17 protein-coding genes are annotated in these 17,745 nt (G+C 38.6%); all 17 read left to right on the forward strand.

The window, feature by feature from the left end; genetic code table 11:
- Positions 1–81: 81 nt before the first annotated feature.
- The 17 genes from J2Z65_RS24515 to J2Z65_RS24595 all read left to right on the forward strand — a co-directional run bounded on the left by J2Z65_RS24515 (position 82) and on the right by J2Z65_RS24595 (position 17,733).
- The gene (locus J2Z65_RS24515; protein WP_167055339.1) at positions 82–498 is read left to right on the forward strand and encodes a TIGR03826 family flagellar region protein; all 417 of its coding nucleotides are present in this window, start codon (positions 82–84) and stop codon (positions 496–498) included.
- Between the two features lie 103 nt (positions 499–601).
- Positions 602–871, forward strand: coding sequence for a flagellar biosynthesis anti-sigma factor FlgM (flgM, locus tag J2Z65_RS24520; RefSeq protein WP_167055171.1), 270 nt, complete (start codon positions 602–604; stop codon positions 869–871).
- A gap of 34 nt (positions 872–905) precedes the next feature.
- On the forward strand, positions 906–1,406 hold the full coding sequence (locus J2Z65_RS24525) for a flagellar export chaperone FlgN (protein WP_167055169.1): 501 nt from the start codon (positions 906–908) through the stop codon (positions 1,404–1,406).
- Between the two features lie 25 nt (positions 1,407–1,431).
- Complete coding sequence (flgK, locus tag J2Z65_RS24530; RefSeq protein WP_167055167.1) at positions 1,432–3,000, forward strand: flagellar hook-associated protein FlgK; 1,569 nt, start codon at positions 1,432–1,434, stop codon at positions 2,998–3,000.
- Positions 3,001–3,011: 11 nt separating this feature from the next.
- Positions 3,012–3,926 (forward strand): flagellar hook-associated protein FlgL, encoded by a 915-nt coding sequence (flgL, locus tag J2Z65_RS35945; protein ID WP_167055165.1) that lies wholly within the window; start codon positions 3,012–3,014, stop codon positions 3,924–3,926.
- 12 nt (positions 3,927–3,938) lie between these two features.
- On the forward strand, positions 3,939–4,511 hold the full coding sequence (locus tag J2Z65_RS24540) for a DUF6470 family protein (protein ID WP_167055163.1): 573 nt from the start codon (positions 3,939–3,941) through the stop codon (positions 4,509–4,511).
- A gap of 61 nt (positions 4,512–4,572) precedes the next feature.
- Entirely contained in the window at positions 4,573–5,022 is a 450-nt protein-coding gene (gene fliW, locus J2Z65_RS24545; RefSeq protein WP_167055161.1) for a flagellar assembly protein FliW, read from the forward strand.
- Positions 5,000–5,224: a carbon storage regulator CsrA gene (gene csrA / locus J2Z65_RS24550; RefSeq protein WP_167055159.1), complete on the forward strand. Its 225-nt coding sequence runs from the start codon at positions 5,000–5,002 to the stop codon at positions 5,222–5,224. The genes fliW and csrA overlap by 23 nt, the downstream gene beginning before the upstream one ends.
- 206 nt (positions 5,225–5,430) lie before the next feature.
- A complete protein-coding gene (locus J2Z65_RS24555; protein ID WP_167055157.1) occupies positions 5,431–6,273 on the forward strand; it encodes a flagellin N-terminal helical domain-containing protein in 843 nt (280 codons plus the stop codon).
- 69 nt (positions 6,274–6,342) lie between these two features.
- Positions 6,343–6,690, forward strand: a complete 348-nt coding sequence (locus tag J2Z65_RS24560) for a flagellar protein FlaG (protein WP_167055155.1) — start codon at positions 6,343–6,345, stop codon at positions 6,688–6,690.
- Between the two features lie 18 nt (positions 6,691–6,708).
- Complete coding sequence (gene fliD / locus J2Z65_RS24565; protein WP_167055153.1) at positions 6,709–8,175, forward strand: flagellar filament capping protein FliD; 1,467 nt, start codon at positions 6,709–6,711, stop codon at positions 8,173–8,175.
- A gap of 43 nt (positions 8,176–8,218) precedes the next feature.
- On the forward strand, positions 8,219–8,605 hold the full coding sequence (gene fliS, locus J2Z65_RS24570) for a flagellar export chaperone FliS (RefSeq protein ID WP_167055151.1): 387 nt from the start codon (positions 8,219–8,221) through the stop codon (positions 8,603–8,605).
- Positions 8,606–8,607: 2 nt separating this feature from the next.
- Positions 8,608–8,910, forward strand: coding sequence for a hypothetical protein (locus J2Z65_RS24575; RefSeq protein WP_167055150.1), 303 nt, complete (start codon positions 8,608–8,610; stop codon positions 8,908–8,910).
- Positions 8,911–9,009: 99 nt separating this feature from the next.
- Positions 9,010–12,696: an IPT/TIG domain-containing protein gene (locus J2Z65_RS24580; RefSeq protein ID WP_167055147.1), complete on the forward strand. Its 3,687-nt coding sequence runs from the start codon at positions 9,010–9,012 to the stop codon at positions 12,694–12,696.
- Positions 12,697–12,777: 81 nt separating this feature from the next.
- On the forward strand, positions 12,778–13,890 hold the full coding sequence (locus J2Z65_RS24585; protein ID WP_167055145.1) for a glycosyltransferase: 1,113 nt from the start codon (positions 12,778–12,780) through the stop codon (positions 13,888–13,890).
- A 10-nt stretch (positions 13,891–13,900) separates the two neighbouring features.
- Entirely contained in the window at positions 13,901–15,802 is a 1,902-nt protein-coding gene (locus J2Z65_RS24590; RefSeq protein ID WP_167055143.1) for a glycosyltransferase, read from the forward strand.
- 191 nt (positions 15,803–15,993) lie between these two features.
- On the forward strand, positions 15,994–17,733 hold the full coding sequence (locus tag J2Z65_RS24595; protein WP_167055141.1) for a glycosyltransferase: 1,740 nt from the start codon (positions 15,994–15,996) through the stop codon (positions 17,731–17,733).
- Positions 17,734–17,745 lie beyond the last annotated feature (12 nt).

The following is a 17,745-nucleotide window of genomic DNA, read 5'->3' on the forward strand; positions in this document are numbered from 1 at the left end:
TAGGCAAACGCTGTCGAATTGCGGTAAACTGGAATTAAATAATGGGTATTGGGAACAATAGAAGGGGGCCATATAATGGGCATGAACGTTGCTAATTGTCCACGTTGTGGGAAGATTTTCGTTAAGGGATTTGCTGAGCTATGCCTGAATTGTTTAAAGGATTTGGAACTGCAGTACGATAAATGTTTGAAGTACTTACGTGAAAATAGAGGGGCTACTATTAACGAATTGAGCGAAGCAACAGAGGTTTCAACCAAACAGATAACTAAATTCATTCGTGAAGGTCGAATTTCTATTATAAATGCCCCCAATATGTCATACCCTTGCGAAGTATGCGGGACATTAATTAGAGATAAAACAATTTGCGAGTCCTGCCGAAGTAAATTAGCCAAAGATGTGAGGCTCAATACAGAGGAGGAGCAACGACGGAAAGAGTTAAACGTAGAAGAAACCAGGAGTAGTTTTAAAATTAAAGATCGTTTAAAGAATAGGCACTAATAATCATAATTGGATTGATATAAAGTTTCATATGCCGGATGCCGATAATAGTATTAACGATTATCGGTTTTGTTCATTATAAAGAGATATTGAGGTGTAACCAATGAAAATCAATGAAAATCAAAGAATTGGAAATATAAATAAATATATACAAAGCAATGAAAACAGATCTGTAAACGGAACGGAAAAGAAAAAAAGGAAAGACGAAGTGCAGATCTCTGCGGAGGCCAAAGAATTACTGGAGAATGCATCGGCAGTTCGGAGTAACGAACAAAAGCAACGTATTCAAGAGCTTAAGGAATCCGTATCAGCGGGAACTTATCATGTAGAAGCTCGTAAAATTGCTGAGAAGTTGTTCCCTTATATTAAATGATATTTTATGTAAAGAGGAATAGGTGGTTTTTGAAGTGTCCATAACAGCCATAGTTGATTTATTGAATGAGATGACAGAACTTCATGAGGAACTAGTACAATTTTCTCTTGGAAAACGAAATGTTATTATGCGTAACGATGTGAATGAGCTAGCTGCTATTGTCAAAAAAGAGGCTAAACTCATCAAAGATATTAGTGATTTAGATCAAAAGCGAGTGGTTTTAGTGTGTGAATATATGATATCTCGATGTTATCAACCTAACCCATCCATAACCCTGAGTGATTTTATAAAAATTATCTTTAAAGCTGAGGAGAAGTTACAATTATTGGATGCCCGCAATAATCTGGAATTGAAGTTGAATGAACTGAAAGAAGCGAACTTAACGAATAAGCAATTGGTTAAACTCTCACTAAATTTTATTGACCTTTCTCTGGACTTATTAACGGGCTCATTTGAACAAGAATTAATATATAAGAATCCAAATCAACAGCATGGGATTAAGCGGAATTCAACGATGTTTGATTCGAGAATATAAATAATGTGAAAAAGGAAGTGAAAGGATGCGTTCAACATTTCATTTACTGGAAGTTGCAAAACGGGGAATTGTGGCTCAACAAATAGCTATTAACACGACTGGGCAGAACATTTCCAATATTAATACGCCAGGATACTCCAGGCAAAGAGTGAATATGGAGGCATCTAAACCTCTTGAAATGCCCGGATTGAGTAAATCCACAGCTCCAGGGCAAATTGGAATGGGAGTAGAAGTCACGTCGATCACACGTGTTAGGGATATATTCCTTGATGTACAGTATCGGGATCAAAATAATCTGCTCTCACAATCTACAGTCGAACGAGAGACCTTATCGAACATCGAAGGTATTGTAAACGAACCATCAGATAGCGCTATAGGTAAAAGTTTATCAGAATTCTGGAACGCTTGGCAAGTACTTAGCAAGAATCCAGGAAACATGGACTTAGCCTCAAGATCAGCTGTTCAACAAAAAGCTATTGCATTAGCTGAATCTTTTAACCATGTATCTTCACAATTAAATTCACTTAAAGATGAGCTTACTAGCAAGATTGATGCAAGTATCTCTCAGTCCAATAATTACATTACCCAAATTTCCGATTTGACTAAAGAAATTAAACGAATAGAAGCAACAGGCGACGATGCAAATGATTTGCGGGACAAAAGAGATTTACTCGTAGATCAACTTTCTACGCTTGGTAATGTAAAAGTAACAGAAGGAACCAATGATTATCAACTTACTTTTGGTAATAAATTGGTTGTAGATAATTTGAATTCCTCCACAGTGAGTATTTCCGACGTTCCAAATATTAAAGGCGGGAATATAGAAGGTTATGTTGTTTCTAGGGATGTTCATGTAGCGGAGTATATAAACCAAATGGATATCATGGCTAATACGCTCGCTACAGGTAAAGTTGAAGTAACGCTTCCTGCAGGATCTATCCTGCCTAAAGGGTTAATTATTCCGGGGGCTGTTATGGACCCGACAAATCCAAGAAAACTAATGAATGATACCAAATATACGGTTGACGGTTTGAATGGCTTGCATAAATTGGGGTATACATTAGAAGACCCTGCGACGAACGGCCTTGACTTCTTTACAACATCTGATGGTAGCGCGAACATTACTGCTGGGAATATTCAACTTAATCCTGCTTTAGCCTCAGATCTTAAGAAGTTCGCTGCATCCATGCGTACGGAGATGACGAATCCAGCTCCACCTGCACTTCCAACCGAAAAAGTAATACAAGGCAATGGCGATCTTGGACTTTTAATTGCGGGTCTTGCAGAAAAAACATTTAACTTTAATTCGACGGGAGCCATTTCACAAACGGCTACTTATGAGGGTTACTTTCAAGCTGTAGTCAGTCAACTTGGCGCTCAATCTGAGTATTCCCAGAAATTGGAGGCAAATAATAAACTCTTGACAGATCATGCAGAAAGTCTCAGACAGGCTGTGAGCAGTGTGTCCTTAGATGAAGAAAGCGCAGACTTGATTAAATACCAGCATGCTTACAGTGCATCTGCTCGTGTTATTACAGCCATGGATGAAATGCTTGATAAATTAATTAATGGAACCGGTGTTGTCGGTAGATAGGAGGAGTTAGCGTGCGGATTACACAATCGATGATGAACTCGTCAATGATGACTAATTTACAAGCGAATTATAGTCGGCTAGATCGTAGTCAAGAACAATTAATGACCAATAAAAGAATAAACCGTCCATCGGATGATTCTGTCGGTGTTGCTAATGCTCTCCGTTATCGCGGAGAGATCAGTCATACGGATCAATTCCAAGAAAATACACAGGATGCAGACTCTTGGTTGAAATTTAATGATACTGTTATGACAGAGACGATAAACATTCTTCAAACTATATCAGAAAAAACGATTCAAGGAGCAACCGATACAGCTCCAGCTGATGCTCGGAAAGCTATTGCCAAGGAAGTAGAGCAACTATATAACCAACTGGTCTCAATCGGTAATTCTCAATATAAAGGCAAATATGTTTTTAACGGGGAAAAGGTAGATCAGCAACCATTCCCAACTGATCCTGCTAATAAAAATTACATATTGGATCAAGGATCTATTAAATATCAGGTTGGTGCAGGGATTTATGCCGACGTCAATTCATTAGGATCCAACGTTTTTGGGGATTTTAGTAGTTCTGTTGGTGTGTACACAGATACAAGTAATATATTTAAAGTAATCGACAACTTGAAAAATGCTTTGAATAGTGACAATACTACAAATATTCAAACGAGTATAGCGGGAATTCAAACTTGTATAGATCGTGTACTTACTGCTCAATCAGATGTGGGAGCTAAGCAGAATCGGCTTGAGTTTACGAGCAGTCGTTTGGATGATCTAAGTTTGAACTACACTGATTTGCAGTCAAAGGTTGAAGATATCGACATGCCGAAAGTGATTACCGATGTGAAAACAGCAGAGAGCATTTACCAAGCCTCTCTGGATACGATGGCAAGGGTTATTCGACCTAGTTTACTGGACTTCCTGAAATAGGAGGTTAGTAAGATGCAGCTTCCTAAAATTCAAATTAATCAGGGTAATGCTCAAATAGGAATGACGACAACTCGAGGAGAGTTATACATTCAACAGCCTCATGCTGAGCTTAACTTACATCAAGAGCCTGCGAAGATTTTTCTTTCGACAGAAAAGCCTCAACTTGAGATTGATTCGAGAAAAGCGTGGTCTGCATTAGCCCGAGCAAACTTTGATGAAATTACGGACCGTATCGCGCAGAATGCATTAAGAACCTCGATGGAATATATCGGTGAAATTGCTCAAGATGGCGATAGAATGATGGCAATCCAAAACCACGTGAATGCTTTTGCGGAGATTGCCAGAAACCACGTATTTAAAGAACGACAGATGGATCTTCTAGGCGAAGCTTCGTATGATAACGTTGATGTGCAGTTTACTCCTGGAACTATTAAGACGGAAGTCCAACCTGGAAAAGCAGAAGCACATCCCGAGATTCATAAACCTGTTGTTGATTATTACCCGGGTAGGGTTAATCCCTACTTAATTCAAAAGAACTATATTTTCTTCTCCAGCACAGGAGAGAACTTAGATGCTTATATATAATGAACCTAGAGAAATAGCTATAATAAACTTATAGCTATTCTTTTATTGTGGAGGGAAATAAATGATCATTCAAACAACACGGTTTGGAGAAGTTGAATATGAGCAGAACGAGGAAATTACATTTGTTAATGGTGTACTAGGCTTTGAACAGATGAACCAATTTGTTTTTATGGATCATCCAGGAAGCCCATTTCAATTCCTTCAGTCAACATTGGATCCTGATTTAGCATTCGTAGTAACAGATCCGTTCTCATTCTTTCAAAAATATGAGTTTGATTTAACAGATACAGTCAAAAATAAATTAAACCTGCATTCGGATATGGATGTGCAAATTAAAGTAATTATTACAGTGAGATCCGAGACAGATATTACAGCCAATTTAAAAGCCCCTATTGTGATTAATCAATCCGAGAATAAAGCAGTTCAACTTATATTAGACAACCCTGATTATCAAATAAGACACTCTATCATCATGGGAGGTCCATCAGATGCTGATCTTATCGAGGAATAAAGGTGAGAAAATTGTAATAGGGGACCAGATTGTCCTAACTGTGCTCGATGTTCAGGGTGATCAAGTAAGGATTGGGATAGAAGCTCCTCTTGAAATTTCTGTTTATCGCGAAGAAATATATAAAGCTATTGAGCAGGAGAATAAATCAGCGATTCAATTCGATAGCAAAGCAAACGATATTCTTTCTAAATTCAACAAGTAATCTATTGGCATGACAGCATGAGTCAAAATTTTTTCAAATTTTTTTAAGAAATCTACAAAAAAGTATCAACAATTTACATCATCCTGCCGATATTAATAATATAAGTCGAAAGTAATGGTTTTGGCGGCCGACAAAGTCTTACTTACTGACTAAATAATGGTGAACGCAAGGATGCGATCACGCCCATTCCAAGGAGGAATTATTCTATGCGTATTAATCACAACATGGCGGCGTATAACACTCAACGACAACTAACTTCTAACAACACCAACACTTCCAAAAACCTTGAGAAGCTATCTTCCGGATACCGTATTAACCGTGCAGCTGATGATGCAGCTGGTCTTGCAATTTCTGAGAAAATGCGCAACCAGGTTCGTGGGTTGGAGCAAGCTTCCCGCAACGCACTAGACGGAGTATCCTTGATCCAAACAGCTGAGGGTGCATTGAACGAAACTCACTCCATGCTGCAACGTATGGCTGAATTGTATGTTCAAGGTGGTAACGAAACCTTGACTACTACGGATGCTGCTAAAATCGATGCTGAAGTAACGCAGCTTTCGAACCAAATTGACAGTATCGCAAAACAAACTCAATTCAATGGTAAGAAATTGCTTGATACTACAACAACTCAAGTGAATTTCCAAGTGGGAGCAAATAGTGGTGAGACAATCACATTGCAGTTAGCCGCTGCTTTAGCAACTTCCTTGCAAGTTGATGTAAGTGCGACTGGCCTTACAGCCCTTGCTGGTATTACAACTTCAATTAACGGTGTAGCGGGTGCAAACTTAGACTTAGTTCAATCTGCTATTAATGCTGTTTCTACACTTCGTTCTGACCTGGGTGCTGTTCAAAACCGTTTGGAACACACAATCAATAACTTGGGAACAACTGCAGAGAACCTACAAGCAGCAGAATCCCGTATCCGTGACGTTGATATGGCAAAAGAAATGAGCGAGTTCAACAAGAACAATATTCTTCAACAAGCTGCTACAGCTATGCTTGCTCAAGCAAACCAACAACCTCAAGGCGTACTTCAGCTTCTTCGTTAATCTTAAAGAATGGGCCGGCCGGAATTTCCGGTCGGCCTTTTAAATATTTCTTGTAAGGAGTAATGGGACATGAGGATTAGTGATTTCAATTCACCCAATATCCCTTCTCTCCAAGATCGAAAAGTGAATGAAGCTCCTGAATTGGGGATAACTTCCATAGAATATCAGAAGGAACAAGATCGCCGACCGCATGGAGACAAGGAACTCAACGAATTGGTAGAGCGGGGAAATAAAGCGCTTCGAGTCGCCGACACCAAGCTTCAATTTTCTGTTCATAAGGGCACTGGATCTATTCTGGTTAAGTTAATCAACACAAATACCAATGAAGTGGTTAAAGAAATTCCTCCAGAAAAGATTGTGGATATGGTTTACAAGATGTGTGAAAGAGCAGGAATCTTCATAGATCATAAAAGTTAAAGCAAGGAGTCGATTTATATGGGTATAGTCCGTTTGAGTGGATTGGCCTCAGGGATGGATACAGAGAAAATCATTAGTGACTTGCTCAAGGCTGAAAGAGTGCCGCTTGATAAAACGCAGCAAAAGAAGCAGACGGTTATTTGGCAGCGTGATGACTACAGAAGCATGAATACTTTATACTCATCTTTTCGATCTCTTACGGATCAGCTAAGACTCTCCGCCACTTTTGCTAAGAAACAAGCAGTTTCCGGAAATGAGAGTGTAGTTACGGCTCAAGCTGGTTCAAATGCTTCAGATGGTAGTTACACCGTAAAAGTAGACCAACTTGCTTCTCCGGCCTTAGTTGCTGGTGGTACAGGAGTTGGGTATACTCAGACTGCCTCCACTACAGGCGATTTTAAAATTACAGGTTCAGGTGGAACCAAAACCATTACTGTTACGTCCTCTTCGACCACACAATCGATTATGGATGACATTAACAAGGCTAATATAGGGATTAAAGCAAGTTATGATTCTGTAAATTCAAGGGTTATTTTAAGTACGGCGAAATCCGGAACAAGTGAGAGCATTAGCATTGATGACACCATCAGCGGATCGCTAAACGGCAATCTGAAAATTGATACGACGGCTGTTCCTGTTAAAGGGAAAGATGCCCAAATAGAGTTAAACGGAACACCTATGACCATGGGATCAAACAGTTTGAGCTTTAATGGTATCAATTTTAACTTCAAAGGAACGACAACATCAGCAATTGCAGTTTCGGTATCCCAAGATACTGAAAGTGTTGTAGGTAAAATCAAGGATTTCGTTGCGAAATATAACGAGGTTGTTGATAGTGTTATGGGTAAAGTGAGTGAGAAACATGATCGCAATTATGAACCGCTCACCACAGAACAGAAAGACGCGATGTCTGATAAGCAAGTTGAATTATGGGAGTCTAAGGCAAAAACTGGACTTCTTGCCAACGATTCAATATTGCAATCGGGATTAACCACGCTGCGAAATTCACTAATGGGTAAAGTGCAAGGGCTTCCAGCTAATTACGACTCCCTATCCGATATTGGTATTACAGTCAAAAAAGACTGGAAAGAAAACGGTAAACTTGATCTGGATATTAATAAACTTACCGATGCATTGACCGCGGATCCGGATTCATTCCAAAAGTTGTTCACTCAGTCTTCAAGTAAACCTACTACCGATCCGACAAGAAAATCAGAACTTGGATTTGCCGAACGTCTCTCTGAAGACTTGAACCTGCAAATTACTAGAGTCTCCAAGAAGATAGGATTCGGCACAAATTCGGAGTTGGTTGATAGTAGCATATTAGGACAACAGATTAAAGGTATGAATGAGACTATATCCAAATATGAAGATCGTTTAAGTATGACAGAGCAAAGGTATCGCAAGCAGTTCACGGCTATGGAAAAGGCCTTACAAAATTTAAACAGCCAATCAAGTTGGTTATCTTCCCAATTAGGGAATTAGAGCTTAAGAATTACTCAATTTATCATACTAAGAGGGGTTAACAATGTCACTAAACAATTATCAAGAACACTACCTGAAAACTAAAGTAGAGACGGCGAGTCCTGGGGAGCTAACTCTCATCTTGTATGAGGAATTCTGCAAAAAATTGAGTATGACTAAAGCTTTAATTCAAAAAGGGTTTTTGGATCAAGTTAAAGATCAAATCTACAAGGCCAAAGATATTTTAGACGAACTAATTATTACGTTGAATATGCAGTACGACATCGCTAAACAATTATATGAACTTTATACTTATTATAAAGGTAGACTTAACGACTTTCTAATTTCTAAAGAGGTCGTCATATTGGATGAGGTTATGGAATTTGGACGTGGAATGGTAGATACCTGGAAACAAGCTCTGCAAATTTTGAAAACTGGGAGCCATGTTTGACAATGATTACTATTTTAAAGAGTATTCAAGGAATCTACCAAGAAATCCTATCCGAGAATCATATTGATGCGTATTTTTCAAGAGAAGCACGATTAAATGGGTATTTCGAGCAACTTTATGCATTTGGACCTGTTACAAGGGAAAATGCAGAGTCTTCACTTTTGATAAGAGAAGTCCACAATCTAAATCAGCAAGTAACAGTTTTGATACAAGAGTCACAAAAAAAATTGAAGCAGAGTCAACGAGCCAAGGATTATATTCAGAGGTTTGTAGAGGATTCAGTTTTTATAGACAGAAAAGGCTAATCTGTCAACACGATACTAGCTCCTTGTGACTTTAGAAAAATGTAGAAAGGCAATAGAATTTTTTCTGTTGCTTATTTAATTTATATTAGGAGGAAGAATATGAGGTTATTTAGTAGACTAATACCGTTATTTATGGCAGTAGTTCTTGCAGTAAGTGGATTGCTTCAACTTCCCAACGCAGCTAATGCCGCTACAGCTACGGATTATGTATCTGTAACAAAAACCGTGAGTCCTTCTTCGATTACAACGAAAGAAGAAGCAGAAGTAACTCTTAGTATTCAAGGTACACCTCCGGTAAACGTAGTCAAGCCTAACGATGTTATTTTGATCATCGATAGGTCGGGTAGTATGGCCCAAGAAAACAAAATGGCGAGCGCAAGAGAAGGTGCCAAAGGATTTATTGATCTTATGGATTTGACCAAGCACCGTGTAGGTATTGTTGATTTTAGTTCTGATTCGAAGAGCTTTCCGCTTACGACAGATGCGACAGCGGCTAAAAACTACATCGATACGCTAACTCAGGGAGGATCTACCGCAACAGGTGATGCTATTTCTAAAGCAATCGAGCTGCTTGCTGGACATCGACCAGAGGCTCAGCCGGTTATCGTTATTCTCACGGATGGCGATGCAACGGTAGGACAACCCTCTCCATACGAATATGCCCTTCAAAAGGCAAATGAGGCTAAGGATGCAGGGATTGTTTTTTATACCATCGCTTTGTTGCTATCAACGGATAATGCTGATACCAGCGGACCTAACAAATTGTTGAAAGATATGGCAACAACTGCTCATCATCATCATTTTGTGTTAGGATCGGTAGGATTAGCTGATATTTACAATGCAATTGTTAAAGAAATTGGTATGGCAAGTGCATACGATGTGGTTGTAACAGATACAGTAACAAATGATTTTGATATCGTTCCTGGATCTTATGACAATAACATTCCTAAGCCCGTGGTAAATGGAAATACACTAACTTGGAATTTCGTTGAGTTAAAGACAGATGTCCTTACCTTTAAATACAAAATCAAGCCAAGAAGTCCTAATAAAAAAGGAAATCTTCTTATCTCAGCTTACACGTCTAATATCGTGTATAAAGATTATACAGGTGCCGCAAGAACGAAAGTAATACCTGTTCCTTATGTTACGGTTACTTATCCCACACCGATCATTTCCTCACTTGTTCAAGACAGTGGAAACATTAAAGGCGGGGAAACAGTTATCATTAACGGAGATAACTTCAGACCTAACCCAACAGTATATTTTGGAACGAAACAAGCAACCAATGTACAATATATAGATTCGACTAAGCTATCGGTTACGGCTCCATCTGGAACGCAAGGTACAGTTGTAGTTACACTTACTAATGATGATTTGCAATCTGCTCAATCATCCTATCGTTATAAGGCCAATCCTACAGTAACCTCCATTACACCGAACATTGGGCCACTTCCTGGGGGCAACCAAGTCGTAATAACCGGTCAGTATTTTACGGAAGGTGCAAAGGTTGAATTCGGTAATGTTGTAGCAAGTAGTGTTTCTTCTAACACTACGACCCTAACTGTCACCGCTCCAGCAGGCGCATCTGCAGGTCCAGTAGAAGTTAAAGTTACAAATCTTGATGGTACCAACGTAGTTGTGCCAAATGGGTATTTATATTTGGATGCTCCGACGATAACTTCGTTAACGCCAAATTCAGGAGTAACCACAGGTGGACAAGCTATCACCATTACGGGTACTAATTTTGTCAACGGAACAAAAGTATATTTTGGAACGAAAGAAGCCCAAACAACATTTGTTTCCACTACGCAATTGGCAGCTACAACTCCAGCTTGGGCAAAAGCGGAGTCGGTAGATATTAAGGTTGTTAATCCTGACAACCAACTATCTGTATTGACACAAGGATATACTTATATCAACCCAGATCCAACGATTACTTCCATTTCACCTAACAATGGGAGCGTTACGGGCGGAACTATTGCAACCATCACAGGAACCGGTTTCCTAAGTGGAGCCAAAGTTTTTTTCGATGAAACAGAGCTTACGGCTGTTACTTTTCTTACGGATACATCCATCCGCGTGAAAACACCTGTATGGTTAACTGCTGAGGCTGTTGATGTTAAGGTTGTCAATCCGGACACGAAGAGCGCTATTTCTGCTGATGCGTTTACCTACAACCCGCTTCCTGCACCTACATTGACTTCAATTGCACCGGTTAACGGTCCATTAGCCGGAGGAACTTCTGTTACGATTTCAGGTGCAAACTTCGTAAGTGGGACTAAAATTTACTTAGATGCTCAAGAAATCACCGGAGTTACTTTTCTGTCCGCAACTCAGTTGAAATTTACTACCCCAGCTTGGTCAACTGCTGAAGCTGTAGATATTAAAGTTGTAAACCCTGATGCTCAGTCTGCGTTACTTGCGGATAGTTTCACGTTCTTAGCGCCTCAGCCAAAACCAGCTCCAACTGTTGAGAATGTAACTGGAAACAATGGTGATTTGGCAGGTGGACTGATTGTTACCATTAATGGACAAAACTACGTAAGTGGAGCAAAAGTTTTCTTTGATAGTACTGAATTAGCTACGACTTTCATGAGTGCTAATCAATTAAAAGTTAAAACCCCTGCTTGGACAACGGCTGGAGCTATTACAGTTAAAGTAGTAAATCCGGACAATCAGGAAGGAGCACTATCAGCTGCGTTTACCTACATAGCACCACCACCACCTCCAGCCCCAGTGGTAGATAGCGTCTCCCCGAACAGTGGTGACTTGACTGGTGGAATATATATTTTTATTAACGGACAAAATTATGTAAGTGGAGCTAAAGTGTTTTTTGATAGTATAGAAGTTCCTGCAACCTTCTTTAACAGTACACAATTAAAACTTAAAACGCCTGTTTGGACAACTCCCGGGGCAGTAACAGTTAAGGTGGTAAATCCAGATGGGCAAGAATCTACGCTTGCAGGAGGATTTACTTATTTAGCACCACCACCACCTCCAGCTCCAGTAATTTCAAACATTTCTCCTAATAATGGTCTTCTAGCTGGAGGAATATTTATTTTAGTAAACGGACAGAACTTTGTGAGTGGAGCGAAAGTCTATTTTAACAATGTAGAAGTTCCAGGGACGTTTATGTCCTCTAACCAAATAAAGATCAAATCACCTGCTTGGGCAGTAGCCGAGTCCGTAAACGTAACGGTAACCAACCCTGATAACCAAACGGTTACCTTGCCGGGAGGATTTACTTATACTTTACCACCTGGACCGACAGTGACCAGCTTGTCTCCGAATAGCGGTCCACAAGCCGGAGGTACATTGCTTGTGATTAACGGAGCAAATTTCACAACAACATCTAGAGCTTTCTTCAAAACAACGGAACTTCCCGTAACATATCTTAATGGAACTCAATTGCGGGTTAAAACCCCTGCATGGCCTTCAGGTGAAACAGTGGATATAAAAGTGTTAAATCCAGATGGGCAAAATAGTACTCTAGTCGGTGGCTATACGTTTATTTCACCTCCACCGGCCCCAGCTCCAACTATTACCTCCGTGTCCCCCAACAGTGGGGTTAAAGCTGGTGGCAATCTGATTACGGTAAACGGTACAAACTTTGTTAGTGGAGCACAAGTTTATATTAATAATGTTTCAGCCGGTACGACCTTCTATGGCACGACTCAGTTGCGTGTGAGAGTTCCTGCCTCTGCAACGATAGGGGCAGTAGATGTAAAAGTAGTTAATCCGGATGGACAAACCGTATCTTTGACAGCTGGATATACGTATAATTAAATAAATATGATATGAAATGATGTGGGTGTCTGTAAAAGGGCACCTTTTTTCTTTAAATATTACTAAAATGGGGTTTAAATTATGAAGCTACCTATTTCGGTTTGCATCCTTGCTAAAAATGAAGAACAGCATGTTTCTAAATGCCTTAAATCTATTATCCCTTTTGTTAACGAAATTGTATTTATAGATACTGGATCCAAAGACAAGACCATGGAAATTGCGCGACAGCATGAAGTAAATGTACTTGAAAAGAGTTGGAATCTTAATTTCAGCGAAATGAGAAATTACGCAATCTCAGAGGCAAAAGAATCTTTTATTATGATGATGGATGCTGATGAGGAGTTATCTCCCGGAAGTGCTGCTGCTCTTCAACAAATTTGCTCATTAAAAGAAGGGCAAGCGGGAAGAGTGCAAATTGTGAGTCATACCAATAACGAGAATATTGCAATAAGCCGCATTACAAGGGTTTTTCCAAATGATGCTCGATACTGTTATGAAGGAAGGATCCACGAACAGTTAGTATTTCAAAAAGATAAAGTTCATTGTATTTCATACATTAATTTGGATATTAAACTTTACCACTATGGATATACGAAGGATTCAATCCTATTAAAAAATAAAACGGAACGTAATCTGCAATTGCTATTATTGCAACAAGAAGAAAACTCTAATGATTCTTATAATTTATTTCAACTAGGCAGAACTTACTATGTACAAAAAGAATATGAAGAGGCCGAAACTTACTTATACCGTGCACTCCATTTGACACAAAGTAATTACAATGAATTTCCATTCCATTCTTCAATTCTGGCGACTTTAGGCCATGTTCTTCTGCAGCAAAGGAAATTTGAAGCCCTGTTTAAATTGCTTCAAGTTGGGGTTGAAATTTATCCCGATTATACCGATTTATATTTTATATACGTAAATGCTTTAGTTCAAAAGCAGGATCCATCTCATATAGCTTATATTCCCGAGGTCCTGCAATATTGCTTAAAATTGGGTGAAACAAATGATTTGAAATATGAAACCGTAAAAGGTGTTGGCTCTTTTCAAGCTCATTACAATTTGGGGATTTATTTTGAGCTAACGGGACAAAGAGAGTTGGCTAAGCATCATTATGAAGCAAGCGCGGCGGAGCATTTTAATCCAGCCATATTTAGGTTAAAAGCGTTGGAGACATCATCTAGTGAATAGGAGCTAAGTAATGAAACATCAAAAGATCTCTCTATGCATGATAGTAAAGAACGAGGAACGCAGTATTGAAAGGTGTTTAAACAGCGTAAAAGATATCGTAGATGAAATGATTATCGTGGATACCGGATCTACAGACCGTACAATCGAACTCATTCAGGCTATAGAGCATAATAATCTAAAATTGCTGCACTATAATTGGATTAACGATTTTGCAGATGCGAGGAACTTTTCAATTCAGCAAGCCATAGGCAACTATATTTTGCAAATGGATGCGGATGAATTTTTGGATGAAACTAAATCTCATTTATTACATAAATTAGAGCATGATTGCTACTTGCTGCGTATACGAAACGATTTAGGTAATGGTATGGCTGAATTTCATTATTCTTATCGTCTTTTTAGAAATGGAATAGGTTTGCGTTATAATGGGGCATTACATGAACAAATCGATACCACTGAATTAAATAAAGGAAAATTGAATGCCACAATTCATCATGATGGATACTTGCCACAAATCATTCAAAATAAAAATAAGTCGGATCGAAATATGAATATCCTCCTCCAAGAAGTAGAAGACCACCCAACTGCTTTTAACTACTATAACTTGGGGCTGCAATATAACTTAGAAAATAAATATGAAGAGGCAGTACAGGCTTTTAAAAAATCTTTTCAGATTGGTTGTCAGTATACGTTCTCAAGCAGAATGATGGTTTATCTTGCTAAGTGTTTACTTGAGCTAAAACAATATACTGAAGCGCTGTCGATTCTCGATGACAGTAATCATCTTTACGGAGAAAATAAAGACTATTACTACTATAAGGGACTTATTTACGATTCCTTAGGTTATATTCGTGACGCGGAGACATGTTTTCTGAAATGTCTGGAGCTGGGTGAAGATCAAGACTCTAGTCTCTTTTTAAACGGAGTGGAAGGAACGGGATCTTATCTAGCAATGGCACAGTTAGCAGAGATATATATGAAGGAGAATCGAAAAGAAGAAGCGTTGAAATTTTTAGTAATGGCTATTCAACTGAATCCTTCTTGTACTCCATTGATAATACCTATGCTTGAGATTTTGACGAATGTGCCACATGAAAAGCTTTTTGGACAGTTAATTCGCATTTGGCCAGTGCAAGAAACTGAGCATGTCAGATCAATTGCAAATGCATTATTCCAGTTGCGCCACCCGTTGTTGCTCTCTTTCATGGAATGTTACTCACTGAACTTTTCTAAAGAGGCTGAAATTTATGTGGATATTGCTAATAAAGATTATGATGGCGCTTTGCAATCTTGCATGAAGATGGAAGAGCCACTAACGGGTCAAATTCGTGATTGGCTGTTCTTGGCTGTAGTTAGCGGAAACCAGGAACTGTTGAAGAAATGTCGAAATCAATTAAACTTGAGAGACAAAGAATTTAAATTTTTGACTCAACTTGTGGGGCGGAAGGAACTGCAAAGGGTCACTCTATCCGATACTGTGTCCGATGTGTTGGAGACGTTAATGCGTGATTTAATGATACATCGGGAGTTTGAAATTATGGACTATTTTTCCCGTTATTTTTTTGATCCTAATCTTAAATATTTATTGGCTAGACAACTCAAAAAATTTGGTTTTAATGAGTTGGCACTAGATGCTTTAGTTGAAGCAGAAGATCAAATTACACGGGAGGCAATTTACATCCTTACAGGGGATATATTACATGAGTTAGGCAAAGTAGGCGATGCTTATTATTATTACGAGCAAGCTTTAACTATCAACAATACATTTGAAACAACTTATAAAATGTTAAAGATTTCTCAAGAAGCAGAAGATTCAATTAAATATAAAGAGCTATTAAAAGAGTTAAGGAAGTTTAAGCCGCATTCCCCTTGGGCAGAACAAGAGCAAGTGTTTCCCCTGTTAGTTTTGTAATACAAGGTATTGCTCATGTCTAGTAATAACAAGGATTGTATAAAAACAAAAGGAAGCCTTCCAAATGCTTCCTTTTTGTTGAACCTTCATTTATGAATCTAAAATGACGATATAAGAAGGAGCCAAGTACTGATCAAATAGACTTACCGAGTCGAAATTCAACTTATATTAACTAGTAAAGGAAATAGCCAATGAAAAATAATATCGAAAGCCTTATTAACGCTGGGAAATTGGAAGATGCCAAGTTTTTATTAGCTGAGTTCAGTGGAATGGGTGGTATGGATTGGGAGATTTACTCCATGAATGGGGTCATAGCTATCCTAGAAAATCGGCTAGAAGAAGCAGAGACTGTACTACTAGAAGGAATTGAGTTATATAGCCACTGTTTCGATCTACTCTACAACCTGGGATACACCTATCAAGTGGGTAATAAAACTGACTTGGCAATTAGTTATTATGGAAGAGCACTAGAAGTGGCCGTGGATCCAGAAATAAAAGACCAAATTAGAAAAAGCATTCAACAACTAGTTGAAAATCATGCGGAAAGTAAACCCCTCGTAAGTATTGTGTTGCTTGCTTATAATCATTTGGATTATACAAAGTTAGCAGTGGAAAGTATTTATAAATATACATCGCATATCAACTTTGAATTAATTACAGTAAATAATGGATCTTCAGATGGAACAAGAGAATATTTCGATAGTCTGCCAAATAAGAAGAAAATCCACTTGGACGAGAATGTAGGGCCAGTTAATGGTTTTAATATAGGAATGAAAGCAGCTGAAGGCAAGTATACGGCGGCTGTTTGTAACGATTTCATTTTTACAACAAGGTGGCTGGACAACTTATTAATTTGTATAGAGTCTGACGAGAAAATTGGTTTTGTTTCTCCTGGTTCTAGTAATATTAGTAACCATCAAATGATTCAAGGGAATTATAGCAATTTGGAAGAAATGCAGCGATTCGCGGAACAATATAACCAATCTGATGCAAGCAAGTGGGAGGAGCGGGTTAGATTGCTTCCTTGTGTTTTAATGGTTCGCACCGATCTTCTAAAGGAGATTGGTTATTTCGATCCAGAGTTTTACTTCGGGGAATTTGCTGACGACGATATAAGTTTCAGAATACGAAGAGCCGGTTACAAGTTGATTTTTGCAAGGGATACATTTACATATCATTTTGGCTCCATAACGACTGGTGTAGATCAGAAAGAAAATAGTTCACTTGAAGTTAGTAGAAAGATTTTTATGGAGAAGCACGGGATAGATTCGTGGAATGATGCGAATTTTGATTTAAACCTTGTCTCCTCTTTGGATGTCACCAGCAATCAAGAAAGTGTGAGTATACTTGGAATTAACTCCAGATGCGGTGGGACACCGTTACAATTAAAAAATAAGTTGAATGAGCATGGTTTACATAATGTAAGTATTGATAATTTTACTGAGGATAGGAAGTATTTAATAGATCTAAAGACTGTTTCTGAACGTTCAGCATGCGGTAATGTTGTCGACATAAAGCATCTATTTGCGGACAGAAAATACGATTATATTATTTTTGGTGAAGGTATTGAACGGTGTAATAGTATTGAACAGACTGTTGCGGATCTAGTAACATTGATGAAAAATGACGGTCAGCTAGTTTTTAAAATTAGGAATGGTTCTAATTATATAAGAGTTGCAAACCTGATCCTGGGGAATGTTCTGTCCAACGAAAATGAGCCGCAAGTTACTTACTTGAATAAAGAAAAATTTCTTTCTATCCTAATAAAGCACGGACTGGTCATTAAAAGTGTGATTGCAGTTACACAGGAGGTTCCTAGTGGAGACAAAGAAATTATCAAATATTTAGCTGGGGTCTCAACAAATCAAAAAGAGGCTACCGAAAGTATGCTATCGACGTTGGATTATATTATTACTGCGACATTGTCATAAAAGGGGAGTTCA

Origin of the sequence: Paenibacillus aceris, from assembly GCF_017874035.1 — a bacterium.
Lineage (GTDB): Bacteria > Bacillota > Bacilli > Paenibacillales > NBRC-103111 > Paenibacillus_E > Paenibacillus_E aceris.